Source organism: Rufibacter tibetensis (assembly GCF_001310085.1).
GTDB classification, from domain to species: domain Bacteria; phylum Bacteroidota; class Bacteroidia; order Cytophagales; family Hymenobacteraceae; genus Nibribacter; species Nibribacter tibetensis.
Genome location: NZ_CP012643.1, coordinates 4,693,631 through 4,707,777, shown reverse-complemented (window position 1 = coordinate 4,707,777; position 14,147 = coordinate 4,693,631). Strand labels below are relative to the sequence as shown.

General features: G+C 36.9%; 14 protein-coding genes. 6 read left to right on the top strand and 8 right to left on the bottom strand.

The window, feature by feature from the left end; translation table 11 throughout:
- Positions 1-9: 9 nt before the first annotated feature.
- A complete protein-coding gene (locus DC20_RS19485; RefSeq protein WP_062545373.1) occupies positions 10-1,287 on the bottom strand; it encodes an NUMOD3 domain-containing DNA-binding protein in 1,278 nt (425 codons plus the stop codon).
- Between the two features lie 56 nt (positions 1,288-1,343).
- Positions 1,344-1,679, bottom strand: coding sequence for a hypothetical protein (locus DC20_RS19480; RefSeq protein WP_062545372.1), 336 nt, complete (start codon positions 1,677-1,679; stop codon positions 1,344-1,346).
- Positions 1,680-2,144: 465 nt separating this feature from the next.
- Between DC20_RS19480 and DC20_RS19475 the strand changes: the two genes are divergently transcribed.
- From DC20_RS19475 to DC20_RS19465, 3 genes are all read left to right on the top strand, one after another.
- Positions 2,145-2,702, top strand: a complete 558-nt coding sequence (locus DC20_RS19475) for a hypothetical protein (RefSeq protein WP_062545371.1) — start codon at positions 2,145-2,147, stop codon at positions 2,700-2,702.
- 396 nt (positions 2,703-3,098) lie between these two features.
- Positions 3,099-4,037: a hypothetical protein gene (locus DC20_RS19470; RefSeq protein WP_062545370.1), complete on the top strand. Its 939-nt coding sequence runs from the start codon at positions 3,099-3,101 to the stop codon at positions 4,035-4,037.
- Between the two features lie 258 nt (positions 4,038-4,295).
- Complete coding sequence (locus tag DC20_RS19465; RefSeq protein WP_062545369.1) at positions 4,296-5,069, top strand: hypothetical protein; 774 nt, start codon at positions 4,296-4,298, stop codon at positions 5,067-5,069.
- Positions 5,070-5,192: 123 nt separating this feature from the next.
- Here DC20_RS19465 and DC20_RS19460 read toward each other — a convergent pair whose 3' ends face one another.
- Positions 5,193-5,750 (bottom strand): hypothetical protein, encoded by a 558-nt coding sequence (locus tag DC20_RS19460; protein ID WP_062545368.1) that lies wholly within the window; start codon positions 5,748-5,750, stop codon positions 5,193-5,195.
- 142 nt (positions 5,751-5,892) lie between these two features.
- Here DC20_RS19460 and DC20_RS19455 point away from each other — a divergent pair, with 142 nt between their 5' ends.
- Positions 5,893-6,183, top strand: a complete 291-nt coding sequence (locus DC20_RS19455; RefSeq protein WP_062545367.1) for a hypothetical protein — start codon at positions 5,893-5,895, stop codon at positions 6,181-6,183.
- A 142-nt stretch (positions 6,184-6,325) separates the two neighbouring features.
- Here DC20_RS19455 and DC20_RS19450 read toward each other — a convergent pair whose 3' ends face one another.
- Positions 6,326-7,693 (bottom strand): hypothetical protein, encoded by a 1,368-nt coding sequence (locus tag DC20_RS19450; RefSeq protein WP_062545366.1) that lies wholly within the window; start codon positions 7,691-7,693, stop codon positions 6,326-6,328.
- Between the two features lie 633 nt (positions 7,694-8,326).
- Between DC20_RS19450 and DC20_RS19445 the strand changes: the two genes are divergently transcribed.
- Both DC20_RS19445 and DC20_RS19440 read left to right on the top strand, forming a co-directional pair.
- Positions 8,327-8,563, top strand: coding sequence for a hypothetical protein (locus DC20_RS19445; protein ID WP_062545365.1), 237 nt, complete (start codon positions 8,327-8,329; stop codon positions 8,561-8,563).
- Positions 8,564-8,743: 180 nt separating this feature from the next.
- Positions 8,744-9,661 (top strand): FRG domain-containing protein, encoded by a 918-nt coding sequence (locus DC20_RS19440; RefSeq protein WP_062545364.1) that lies wholly within the window; start codon positions 8,744-8,746, stop codon positions 9,659-9,661.
- Between the two features lie 217 nt (positions 9,662-9,878).
- Here the strand turns inward: DC20_RS19440 and DC20_RS19435 are convergent, their stop codons facing one another.
- Genes DC20_RS19435 through DC20_RS22700 form a run of 4 tightly spaced genes read right to left on the bottom strand, consistent with a single transcriptional unit; the run spans position 9,879 to position 14,092 of the window.
- Positions 9,879-10,715, bottom strand: a complete 837-nt coding sequence (locus DC20_RS19435) for an agmatine deiminase family protein (RefSeq protein WP_062545363.1) — start codon at positions 10,713-10,715, stop codon at positions 9,879-9,881.
- 7 nt (positions 10,716-10,722) lie between these two features.
- Positions 10,723-11,472 (bottom strand): hypothetical protein, encoded by a 750-nt coding sequence (locus DC20_RS19430; RefSeq protein ID WP_062545362.1) that lies wholly within the window; start codon positions 11,470-11,472, stop codon positions 10,723-10,725.
- A gap of 43 nt (positions 11,473-11,515) precedes the next feature.
- Entirely contained in the window at positions 11,516-12,469 is a 954-nt protein-coding gene (locus tag DC20_RS19425) for a PD-(D/E)XK nuclease family protein (protein ID WP_062545361.1), read from the bottom strand.
- Positions 12,470-12,487: 18 nt separating this feature from the next.
- A complete protein-coding gene (locus DC20_RS22700) occupies positions 12,488-14,092 on the bottom strand; it encodes a GIY-YIG nuclease family protein (protein WP_062545360.1) in 1,605 nt (534 codons plus the stop codon).
- Positions 14,093-14,147: the final 55 nt, after the last annotated feature.

Sequence of the window (14,147 nt, the reverse complement as noted above, 5' to 3'; positions counted from 1 at the left end):
ATGCAAATATCATCTTTTGATTTTACCCGCTTTCACACGATTCACAAACGTTTTTTCTAAACCAAGACTCTCGCAAATACTTTTTGTTGAATCCCCATTCTTTGCCATTTGTAAGATTCTATTTACTGTTTCTTTTGAATGCTTAAAGTTAGGATTGTTTTCACCTTTGAGTGGTCCACTCCGCTGCTTTTCAAAACCCGTTAAATGCGCCCAGTTGTTACCTGACTTAATTTTTGATATACTGTGCATGGATACTCCGTAGGATTGGGCTATGTCAGTTAAGGTATTTCCTGCAAGAATTTGAGCCATAATCTCCAAAACCTGCTCTTCCTTTAACTTGGATTGGTTGTTTGAGCTACCTTTTCTTGCGACTGCCTTTCTGATTCCCCTTTTCTTATCAGCCCTATCTTGTTCTATGCTTTTGAGTTCTTGGAAGTCTATCAACTTGCCATACTTCATTCTGTCTGATTCGGAAAGGCTTATATGACTATATGTTTTTTTGCATTTGATGTCAGAGATGGTGCGTGGTTTGATTCCAAGGAACTCAGCAATTATTACTGGCCTTATATTTTGTTCGATAAGCAGCTTCAAAACAATTACTTCATCAGCGTTAAGCCTTGAAGGGCTTCTGCTAAACGAAGGTGGGGTATAACTTTCCAAATCAGATTCCTCAATCACGATGTGCTTCCAGGAGCCATTGTTCTTGATGTCATTGACGATTGATTTAGAGATGTTAAAATGATTCGCAATGTTCTGATTCCTATACCCCAAGCTTATGAGTAACCTGATTTCTTTGGCTATCTTTTCATTAATCGAAAGAGAATGGTGCTTCTCGCCTGTTCTTGCAACTGACATCTTTAGCCTGGTTTCCACGCTTAGCTTTTTCCCCTTGACTCTTGTCAATGCATCTTCTGAGTGGCTTATACCATTGTTTGAGTAGGCACTTATTCTTAGGTTATAACCAAATTCTTTCACATTGGACTTGTTCTTAAGGATTAACTCATTCTCTATTTTAAGTAGCCTGTCAAGAAACTGTTTATCTGTTTCCTCAGAAGTCCTCATATGAGTATAAATAACTCTGAAAACGAAATTCTCTTCACCGAATTTGATATAGGAGTTCTGAAGGTGTTTGTTGGGGTGCTTTTTGGCTAATAGCTCAAATTTATGCTTCTGATAACGGACCTTGAAGAGCTTTGTAGAGCCTATGTAAATTTTCCCGTTGATTAGGTTCACAATCTGGTACACACCACTGCTTTCCCTTAACTCTTGTGGTATCTCATTTATCATATGGTTTCAAACCTTGTAGAATACAAAGGAGGTTAGTTAGTTAGTTAGTTAGTTAATCAATCCCAGCAACCCATAGAACCAAAAATTAGGTTTTCATCTTTGCATTTGGGGCAGTGCCAATGCTCTTTGCTTTCCAAGTACTCTGAAGACGGGAAGTCTGAATCTTCATTATCATCAGCTTCCAATCCTTCATAGTAGAACTTCATCTTCTTTCGGCATTTCGGGCACTTGCAAAAGTTCTTGCCCATGTCTTTTCCTGATACAATGCCGCAGAGGTCGCAGTATGCTGGCTCAAGCCTGATTCTAGTTTCATAGTACTGGAACCCAATACCTTGGAAGATTTGCTCTGACTCAAGACCGCAAGTGCATGAAGCTTGGATGATGTTACCCATATATAAATTTTAAAATAGTAAACTGTTTTCAATACCAGATGAATGGTTTCATCAATCAAGTGAGATAATGACTAAGTGAAACTATATTTTTTAACATTAAAATTCAATATGTAATTATAAATAGAACACCAATGTTATCGATTTAGTGAATGACTTTATCATTGCTATAATTTATAATGAGGTTTCTTTTGAAAGTTGTTTTTTTGAAAATAGATAATTTTGTTCTAAAGTCTTAGAACTTACTCATAGACACTGGGTGCTTAATAAAATTAAGGGATTTATAAATGGTGTTTGTATATAACTTTGATAACATTATTTTTGCCTTTTATGTTGTTTTAAGTTATCATGTATATGGGTAGATAACTATTGTATTTTGATTTATAAGGTAAATGTAAAAAAAATTAGAATTGTTAAGTTGATTTATTAATGCCAGTATATTATCATAATTTTTTTAAAACTAATAGAATGAGCCTAAATTCATCTTTAAACCCTTCAGCAAACGTAAACGAACTATATTCATTAATTAGAAATAAAGTTTGGATTATTATAAATTGGATTGAGGAAGATTCCGTGGCTTTTATATTTAAAGACAAGAAAAATCTAATTATAAACAGAAAAGGAAAGGTTGAGGAAACAACATGGGAGTATATAGGGAACGATATACTAATAATTAAAACCAATGATAAAAGGTACGCATTTAAAATTGAGTTAAGGACTGATTCAATTCTTGTGTTTAAGTTCGAGGGTAAAAATGAATTCACTATTTTAGTTAACGAGCCCTTTTTCAAACAGGGAATAACAGAAGCAGATGATGTTTGTAAATACTTGAGTGAAAGTTATCTTAAGGAAAAATCAACAATAAGTCAGAATAGTAATTTTCAAGAGGTTATTACAAAAGTTGCTTCTTATCTGTATCACCATAATGCGTATTCCTCAAGGAGAAAAGATAGATTGTATGCGATTTGGATATTAGTAATGATTGTGATATCTGTATTGATTGCTTTAAACAAAGAACTTAACTAATCAATTTAAATATATTTAATTTATAGAGTATTTCATTGAGAAAGCGTCCTTCCCAAAAAAAAAATAAAGCACAGATTAACATCGGCAAACAATCTTAGTTTATTTTAATCATTTAAAATGATAAATATTACTTTGAATTTTATCCTAAATAAGCTTCAATCGTTTTTCTTTTAGTGGAAAATAAATTTAATACCATATTGAGGTGTAAATTAAGTTATCAATTGGAAGATGAATGCCTGAATTTTAAAATTTAAAAGCTTTGATTACAAGGCAAACTCTTTAAGACTGGATGTTTATAAGAACAAATGTTAGGATGTTAGTGATTATTTAGCTATCTTTATAGTAAAAAAACTTCCCATTATTTCGTAAAGTTTATCTCTAACCTAACTTTAATCTATGCACAGACCTTCTATTAACTTAGCCCAAAATATCAAAGACGAATTAAAGTCACAATTGAGTGAAAGGTTGAAGAATGGCAGGAACTTGGTGTATTATGCTTCGGGTACCAGAATAAGAGAAGGGTATTCAGAGCTTCCGTATGACAACGTGGTTCTGGTTGATAGCAATTTCAATGAAGTTATTGAAATTGAAGACAAGATTGTTTGTGTAGGTCTTACAGCCACATTAGCTACGGCTTTATTCAAAGAAATAGGTGCTGAGTTCGAAGGTTTTGTCTGTATAAATGAAGGTTTGAGCGAGGGTGGGGGGCACTATAGTCTAAATAATAATTGGAGTTTAAGCAACATTCTTCCAATCATGAAGGATGAATACTTGCACATCGCTTGCCCAGGCTACTATGGGCAGAGTAAATGGAAAAGGTATTTCAACCTACCGCAAACGACAACTAGTTTAGATGTAAATGACACTGATTTCTTAGACCCAAAGATTTTCTCCAATTACCCTAAGGAGTGCTTTGTGTGGCGCGTGACCAAACAACCTGGCAAACCAGCGACTTTCAGGGTAGGGGATAGAACGGTAACAGTGCAACGTAGGAACATTTGGGAAGACAGCCATAAGTTAGACGCGTTGTTCGTTCGTTGTAGCCCCAGTGAAATCAAAAACCTGAAAAGTGTTGAAAAGAAGGTACAGTATGTAAAAGATTTTAGTTTTGAGCAGATTCTCCAATACTGCACCAGCAACAAAATAGCTGTTATTGGTCTATGCCCTTGGTTGCGACACGACTATAATGGATTTATGGATTACCTAAAGGCGAATGAAGGGGGGTATCCTTATCCCAAGCAACTGTGTTTCTACCACCTTAATGCCAATGATTTCCAGCAGTTGTATGCCAGGGCGGAGCAAAACTCAGAAATACATACTTTAGCAGGCATTTGATAGACCAAGTTGCCGCCTAATATTCGTCCTCATTGATATTCATGTTAATTAAACAGAAGAGGTTGCCACATCATTCGGGCAACCTCTTCTGCTTTTATCTGAATTATGGAAAATGGATACTACCATGATTGTATAATATTATTTTATATTTATTATAAATAAATTATTATTCTTGAAAGTAGAAGCTCTACAAAATCTAACTTCATTATAAAGCTTTGTAGTCATTTGTTCACAGTGATTCATCTATAAACTAACAACATGCACATTCAAGATATTTTAGGGTTTGGAAAATACAAAGGATTGAAGCTTTTGGATGTATACAGAGGAACACTTAATATTGACAGAGTTCTGTTAAAAGATTATGCAGACTTAATTCTTAATGGTAGTTTAAGGCTTCATTATGAAGATTACATTGACACGACTTCTTTTCAATGTGTGGACAAGTTTGATGTGACCGAACATGAAATCAGAACCCTATCCTTTTATGAAGAAGGAGTTGATGGAAGTGAAGTTTCGTATGGTAGTTCTTTAGCGGAAATAACAAATAATGTAGAATCTGATATAGCTTATTGCCTGTCCATCGGAAATCAGAGGACAGGGGCAGAGTTTGGTGGATTTTTATCGCTGGCTAAGTTCAGCCAGGACTATGCCAAAAGGTTACCCGTAGGGGCAGACCCACAATACATATCTTGGTGCATAGAAAACATAGCTGGGTTCTTTATACCTGCTGATGAAATAAGCGAACTTGAGAATATGCGAATCTCAAAGTTTATCGGAGTCGATGTTGTTCGTAAGGAAGGGGGATTATACGAGTATAGCCCTAACATTGAAATTGGGCGATACAGTTTTCCTGATAGAATTAAAGAGCTAAATAAAGCTAAGATTGATAAATTTGAGTCTCTGGTTGTTGAAGACCATTCGAATGATGAAGACTCAAGGCCAAGTAGATATGGTTATTCTAGTTGGGATGAAATGTCATTCTATGAAGCTTATGAAGGTGATTCAGACGCTTGGGAGCTTGATAACATTTGATATGTTTTAGTGTACTTAATTGATGTACATAGTATTGTATATGAATTTATTAGTATAAAATGATTTAAAAATATCTTTTAAGATATATATTAAATCATTTTGATTGTTTGAATTGGTGATTTGTTAATTTATTTTTCCATTTTTTATTGCTCTCTCTTTATCTTCTGCCATCTTCTTTGCGATAGCATTTTTGATTATAGCCTGAAAGTCTTCTTCGTAATCTTCGAAGTTGAAGCTGCGGCTCTTGTAAAAAGCTGTATGTTTTTTCAGGACGTCTAATATCGTTTCTCTCCAATATTTGTCTCTGCTATGAAGATTATGTACAATTTCCGCGGCATTAAGTGTATTGGTGACGAACCATGCATATTCTACAAATTTATCACGGGTAGAATCTATGTGGCCTGGCGTACCAGGCTCCATTTTTGCAATCTCAATTATACTTATTTTATCGATTGTAGTTAATCCATTTGCCAGCTTAGGGTTCTCTACAGCTAAGTTCAAATAATCTTGCCAGTATGTATAAGCTTGCATTTTATGTTGGTCAAGCAGTGTTATCATGCTTATTACAAAAGCTGCTAAGCTAAGAATAACTGTAATTACAGATAAGTACGTTGAAAACCTTTCTTTCTTTTCTTTCAATATGCTTTCTTTGTTGTTTGCGTTATTTATATCTTTTTTCATTTTAATATAATCTTAATTATTAAATGATTAACATTGATTAAGTTGATTATGATAACGTATAGTGCCATTAGTTTGAACATAAGAATCTTTGCTTATGTTTATCATAACGGATGGGTATAATTGGTAAAAACTGAAAGATGCAATGAAAGGCAGTAGCTATATTGAAGATAAGAAAAGATATTATCAATCGGAACATTTTGCGGTAAACTTCACTGGGAAATGGGTCATAATAGAATTGCCCAGGCCAAATTCCGAACTTCCTTTCTTTGTAAAAAACGCCTTGAGCCAAAATGGTAGATGGGCATTTACAACTACTGTACTCGTTAGCTCAGCCATGCTCTTCGATTTGAGGGAGGAAGCCGAACAATTTTTGGAAGAGAAACAGGTAAAAGGATATCAGGTCTTCTGCTTGAACGCAAAAGACCTGATATGACTTCATGATTGTATATACTAGGTAATGGCTTTTACTAGGTTATCACTTTGAAAACTTGATTCATTTTGTTTGAAAACGAATGTCTTGTTTTCAAATCCTAATTCGGAGTTGTCAATAGTTCATATGAGCCTCTACAGTGACGTTAAGACGATAGCTTCAACTTAATATTCAACTTCTTGAACTCGTTCATCATAACCTGCTTGATAGCATCACAGTCCTGCTCAGGAGCCATGATACTATCGTGAATGGTTGTGATGTCATGATAACCCGCATCCCACACAGCGGGTACTATGATGGTGAAGAAGATTGAACTCTCCAATCTTTGGGCAAGCATGCAGTTATTGGCGTAGTCTTTTTGTCTATTGCCGTTGTTCTCAGACCACTTACCCAGCTTCATTTCTCTGAACATCCTGTACATTCCATTGTATTCATCCTTTAAGAACTGGTAAGCCATTTTTTTGTGTTCAGTCTTCAGTTTATCTAGTTCATAGGGGATGTAGTTGCCGAAGAAGCATGTATAGGCAATAGGCTTGGCTTGGTCACGTGTTATCTTAATGCCCTTTGCAGAGAAATAGTCCATTATATGTTCATAGATTGAACCGTCACCGCAAATCTGCTTAAATTGTAGTACCTCTGGGTCATTGTGATATTTCGCCACAGTGGGCATGGCCTCTATCAATTCAGGTGTAAACTGGTGGATGATTGCTGGTGTTGCGATGCTCATAAACACTGGCTGGCTGTTCACGATGTCAACGCACCCTAACTTCTCATTAGGTCTGTTATCGAAGTAAAGGAACCTCCTGATACCCTTTGCCATGTTGGTCACCCTGGTATGCACACGCTTCCCGAATGGGTCAATGTTGCCTTGGTCAAGCGCACTATAGTTGAACACATCTACGATTTCTTTTGCGCTTAGGCGAAGCTTGAACCTACGGTTACTGCTGTTCACCTTGTCTATGTGCGCCTGTACTGCGGCACGTGATTCTTCATTATCATGGAGTAGCAACCTTTTGCTGGCATGAATCATCTTGTTGCGCCAGAACTCATGCTTCGAATTCTTCAGCCTGAGGTTATTGAACCTTGCAATCATCTTCTGGATTGAAGTCTTGTTGGATATCTTGACCTGCTGAAATACCTTATCTCCTTTAAGTAAATGTGTAGGTAGTGCGTATTTCTTAGTCTCGTTATTTTTACCGCCCTTGAAATGAATCCATTTTGGGTCTTCCAACAGTAACTCAGCATTTACAAGCAGTTTGATAGTTTCCTTATAGTCTTTTCCTAATAGACACCTTCTCTCAAGGTGGTTGATGCACACCCACTTGCTTTTGCCATCATCGAATAGGATGTTATTGATTAGCTTCTTCACAATAAGTGTGTAGAAGTTCAACGCTTTATGGGTGATTAGTCCAACACCTGGCTTACCCGTAAGAGCTACATTGAGGTCGTTGATGCTTAGGTTTGCTGGTACGAAGTGATATTTTAGGTTCTGGTTATTTACATTCAGTGACATTGACCAACCTTATTTTTTGGTGGTCAAAGCCATCTATAATGAGGTTAATCAGTGCATCTGTTGATATGTTAAACCCTGTGTCTTTGCTAATCTTTTTCCTTAGCTTGTTCAATCTCTCTCTTGTGTAAGTGTTAACCCTTACTACCGTGCATTCCTTTTCTGTAATCTCTTTCACTTGTTTATGTTATATTTTAGTTTATATATCATATTATACAAGCTACATCTATTAAGTTTTATTCTATTTCATTTAAATTTCATACATGTGCCGTTTCTCATTTTGGGTATGAGAAACGATTATTGAATCAGTGGTGATACATAGATAAAATTTATGGTTGGAATTATTTGGTTTATGAAAGATTAATATGGTTAGGTAAGATATTTCACCAGTATAGAAGGTAGAAGATAGGTATTATGTAATAGGGTAATACTACCGTTTTTTAAATACTTGCTTATTGATTAAGTATACATTATCATCATCCAGGATAAGATTTAATGATATTAATAGGTATAGTATATATCATTATGTTGTATAAAATGCAGGGTAGCTCAAGCTTTATGCCTCAATGAAAGGTAGTCCAATGGTCATGTAGTGTCTGATTCTGAATATATAAGAAGAAACAACACTACACAGATATGAAATACCATAATCACAGAAAGGAAAAGAATGCCGTATTCCAGCATGAAGACCCATTGCAGAACTCAGAATTTGATATAGAGGGCTTGTTTGATGTTCTGTTCACACCGCCACGTAATAAAAGCGATATATGGGCTGCCGATGCCTTGAAAGAATATCAAAGGATAATCAATATCTATAAGAAGAGTATAGCCCTTGATGCATCACAGGAAGAGGACACAGATGAAGATTTTTAGTTAAGAAGATGGTAGTATGCTTGAAGCCTATTCTTCAAACTAACTATCCCCATTGCTGTATGATAATAAACGTTTGATATATTATTTTTCAAATAAAGTTTTATTATTGTATTTTGTGATATTTATAAGCAAAACAACTATTTTACTCAGCTAATAAATCAATCTAAAAGTTAAATAACCATGCAAGAATCCCGCTCATTTTTGGAAACTTCGTTAAATGATTGGAAAGATATATTTAAACTAAGTGATAAGTTATTAGATGATTTAGTATTTAGAGGCCAATCTAACAAAGATTGGAAAATAACATCTTCACTTGAGCGATTAATGAATCGTTTATATTCAGAGCAAACACGTACACCTTTTATGCATTCTCAAGAAATGCAAATGATAGAAGAATTCCAATGGAAATATTCTCTATTTAAATCCAAAAATATAAACGAAGATGATTATGTAGAATGGCTATCAATCATGCAACATTATGGTGCATGCACAAGATTAGTAGACTTTTCTGATTCATTATTTGTTGCAACATTTATGGCAATCTTTGAAAGTTCAACGGACTCTGCTGTATGGGCATTAAACAAATATGTTGTAAACTATAACACTTATACTGAGTTTAGAAGAGAAAAGCAAAAAACATCTGCTTCAGCACAGGAATTAGATGCATTCTCTTTAGAATTAGCTAATAAGTATATTAAAGAAGTAGGCAATACAATAAATAAACTTGTATTGGTACATCCAAAGAATATCAATGAAAGACTTTATAGACAACAAGGTCTATTTATAATGCCTACAAATATACAGAATTCATTTATGGATAATTTGTCTGATTATTTAGGTAACAATGACCCTAATATTGTAGATATTCAAGACCTTATTGCAGGTGCAAATTCATTCGTAAGAGGCCAACTAAGTCTGTTGAAAATTAACATACCAAAAGAAATTCAATTATCAGTTCTTAAACATTTAAGAGAAATGAATATAAATTCTGAAATTTTATTTCCAGGAATAGAAGGTTTAGCAAAATCATTAAACTATAGTAAACAAAGTTATCAAGATTACCTTGATATGATAAGGAGAGCAAACGGTATGTCATAAGCTGCTTTGCAGCTCACCTTTGTTTTTATTTCAATAATCCTTTTAGCTTTTCTGACAGTGCATCAAATGCTATAGGTTTCTGATTCTCTGCTATTGTCTTCTTGCTATGGCAACTTATGCACAATGTTTGTAGATTATTTCTAATGGTAATTAGAATTATTTTCTAATAAAGTGACCATCGCCTAAGAAATAAAACTGAGAAAATTCTTGCAAAAAATTAAAGTTTGATGTTCCAGGTGATACAATTTAAGATACCACCTGCATAGGCTAACTCATTGCTGTTAACCGTTGCAATCTTCAATTTAGGGAATAGCTGCTCAAACAGCCTTACTACTTCTTCGTCTTCTTTCTGACCGAAAACAGGAAGTATTAAAGAATCCTTCATCTGTAGGTAGTTGATGTAAATCCCGTTAGAATGTTTGTATTTGGCATTTGAATAGGGGTTGTATGGAATCTCCACCCAATCCAGCCCAGCGTTGTGGAGTGCCGTCTTGACGGTTAAACCGAACCCCTTATCCTCCTTTGTGTATTTGTTTATCAACACAGTCTTATCGTCTAGGAACCGAACTATACCGTCAGCATGGCCAGTGAAGTCCTTGGGCTGTGTTGGGATGAAGATAAGCTGGTCAACCTGGAAAAGCTCCATCAATTCCTTTATTAGTTGCTTCTCTGGTACATTGGGGTTCTCGGTGAACACGCTATGGCACATGATAACCTTGTCTGTGGCTTTCACCACGTTGCCACCGTCAACTAGTATTCTTGATTTCTTAGGCTGTATGTTTATAGAAGTGCAAATGTTGTCCACGTTTGATATGGTCTTCTGCCATACCTTAGGCTGAAGATAACTTGGGTTGTAGGCGAACTGAACGAATTCGTCTCTGGTCACCTGAATAGGCATATAATCCACCGCCCAAACATCTTTAGTGTTGGGAAGAAGATAAAATTCTATTCCTGCCTCATTCAAGGTTCGTTCAAAACACTTGTAGAAAGCTAGATACATCTTGGGTAGTGTATCAGCCAGGTAAAGGAAATCGGTGTCTTGGTCTGTTATCACAATAATTTCAAAAATTGTTGGGATTTACCTCATTGGTTATGAGCCAATCGTGGTTGAAGTGACCATAACTAGGTTTGTTAATAGGAGTTTCGTGCGGTAAGCCGTTCCATACCCAGCAATGGGCAAGTGACCATGCACGTGCAGGGTATTGCATAAGATTCTGTCTGAAGCCGCTTCCCGTAGGGGTGAAGATAGAGCAGGCTGTAACTGTGGGAGTTTGAGCAATTATCAAATTGAGTTTATCAACTAACCAACCACCAGATTTGAAAGTAAAGTAGATGTGCTTAATGGATTCCGTAGAGTTTATGAATTTCACTATATCTTCCACGTTATCATCCAGCCACTCATTTGCTCCCATTGTATCTAAATGGTCATCCCCATAATCATCCCATATATAGTTGTTATTTACGATAATACTATTCCCTTCCTGTTGAGTAAGTATATGCGGCTTTGTGCCTTTCACGATATCTGCAAAGATAATTTTGCCCCGCTGGCATATTTCAAATGGCACAATGTCATTCCCTGCTATGACCCGTTGAACTTCTAAATTTTGATTATGCAGGAAGAGGTTGGACAGGATAGTCCACATATACATGCCACGACCGTAGAAGAATTCAGCATTGTTCCAATCCCAACCATGGTTGAATGTGCCAATGAAAATTGCTTCTGGCTCATAGGGAACAGTGTCCAATATTGAGTTATGAGTCTGGAAGCCATTGCCCCAGTTTTTGTTTAAAAATTTATGGTAGATAGGCATTTATGCAATTAGTATTGAGAATGGTCTGCTTATTTAATAATTATCAATCTACTAAGCTTACTGTGGTTTTGATAAGCTTATGAAATGCTTTGATTTCACCTAGTAATTGCTCAAAACCAGTACTCTTATCAAGAAGCAATGTGTAGTCTGTCAGCTTTTTGTTTACCCATTTTTCAAGCTGCCACCCATCGGGTTTGAGGCGGATTTTTGAAGCCTCATTTTTGACTTTTATTTCAAGGAAGCCACCGTTCTTTGTGTGATACTCGCAATTCAAGCCACTCTTGTTTAGTTCACCTTGAAGGGTCTTAAACGCCTGAGACCTGAGAGTCTTAATCTTTCTGTTCTCAACTGTCTGCACAAAATCAGTGAAGTACCTGTAGTATTCATTTACTTCGTTTTCATTAGTATGGAAGCGGTGGAGTTCCTCCTTTACCTGTAGGAAAAAATGACTCAAAATAACTTGTTTGAACTCTGTATGCTGTCCGAAGTACCTTCGGGCTTCACCGATTGCTTCTTTTTTGAAAGGAGTCAGTACAATATAGAAGTGTAGTTTGCCAGGGTAATTCTCAATGACATATCGCTTATATTCTTCAAGCGGATTATCAAGGTCATGGTTGATTTTAAATTCAATGCAAACCACAAAATCATCAGATTCAATCAGAATATCTATCCTTTTTTCAAGTCCAGTCGGTTGCTCCACCTTAACTAGTATTGATGAAGATTCTATACTTCCATTTGCTAATCGGCTCGTTAAGTTATTCTTGTAACCTCTGTTCCTGACGATGCTTTCACCGTCACCATTATCTGCATGCCCAATGTCAGAACACCATGTGTTAAGTAGTGCTTCAAGGAACAATTTATTGAGACCATGCCTTTCCCTCGGTCTGAAGAAGAAGCCTAATAGATTGGCGAAGGGTACTTCCCGTTGGTTCACCTTCAGAATCTCCATGAAGGTCTTCCGTGGTTCCTCGAATATAATGTTGTCAATATTTACCATGGTTGTACAGGTGTGTTTTCAGTTCGAGTTCAATCCATGAACCCTTGTGCCGAGTTTTTGCTTCAGCAGTGATTCAATGGCAATCACTTCCTTCTTGTCCATATTACTCGGCAAGGATTGAAGTAAGGAAAAGCGGAAGTTTCTGTGGTAACCAGTTTCAGCGCAAAGCTCAATAAGTTTCTTATTTCCGCCATGGTTAGAGGTAACATATTCGCTCCATCGCTGCCATACACCGTCTTTACCGTATGCTGAGCCGATATACTGGTTTCCCGTCTTGGTATCCCATATCATATAGACTCCGTTGACAGAAGACAGGTGATTTTTCCAATCTTGATTGGCGTCAGGGTTTTCAATGAGCTTTTCAAGCTCGTCAAAGTCAAGCACAAAATTTAGCAAGCCAGGGAAGGAGCCTAAGTAACCTTTAGGTAGTATCTGCACGATTTCCTTTGGCTGTTTGTCATACCATTGGTGCCACGTGATTGCACTTGCGCCCCAATCAATCACCACTCGGTCATAGAGGTAATCCAGTTCATGCACCTGCTCCAAATCATAGTAGAAGTAGTTCTCCCGCTTTTCTATCCCGTTCACTTTGTAAATGCCGAAAAGGAGGGATTTGGTGCTTTCTTGGCCTATGAACGAGATGATGTAATCACATCCTTTGAAGACTTCCTTGCTCTGCTGTCTTTGGTATTCGAGCAGCGTTGACTTACCCCTAATCAGTTCACGGTACTCTTTCCTGTTATCCTTATGGCGAACCAGTTTCACCTTGGCGTTCCTGAACAGGTCAGTCTTTAGGTTCAGGATATCCTGCAAGGTAAGTGTGAAATCAGCCTTAGGTACAGTTGAAGAATTTTGGTATGACATAGAATGTACAGTAGTAGCTTCAATGGCCTTGCCGTGGTAGATGATTTCAATAAGGTCTACAATGAAATCCATAAGCCTCTTCCGCAGGATAGTTTTGTCTTCCACATTGGTTACTGGCTCTGGTTGATTATGAAGGTGCTTGTTGCACAATTCAAGTTGATTAAGGCTCATGCCCATTTCTGGTAGCCAGTTTATGTTACCGTCTTGATACCGTTGAAACAGATTCATCAACAGACTATAGAGGTGCGTGTATGAGCGTAGAGATTCCACACCCTCTTCCGCATCACGTATTTCCAGCTTCCTTATTATCTCCTTATTCTCAAAGTCAATATTAAAGAACCTGGATTGCCGTTGGTAGGGCAGGGGGGAGTTTTCATGGGTGAATGGGTTTCCATATCTGTATTTCGCATAGGAGTCCGCCAGATTAGATAGGTTAAACTCTTTCTGCGGCTCAACTTCATTGGTAAGGTATTCCCTTAGCTCTTCCTCAGAGCTGAATGCAGACCTGTCTGAGTCCGTGGAGACTCCTTTAGAACGGAAAAGAATAGCCCCGTCTATTTGGTCAGAGCCATAGGTAGCTTTACTTCTGAACTGACCAACACCCCTGAACTTCAACGTTACTGCCTCAATGCCATACACCGCCAATTGTAGGTTTGTCTCTGGGCATTCCCAGAAGTCTTCATTATTGAGTTGGAGGCTTACGCTTCTGCCGTTTATAAGGCATTCTGGGCAGTACCCATCATTGAGTATGGTTTCCATGTAAATGTTTCGTTAAAACGTTTTGAGTTTGTTTGCGAAGATGAACAGAAACTGT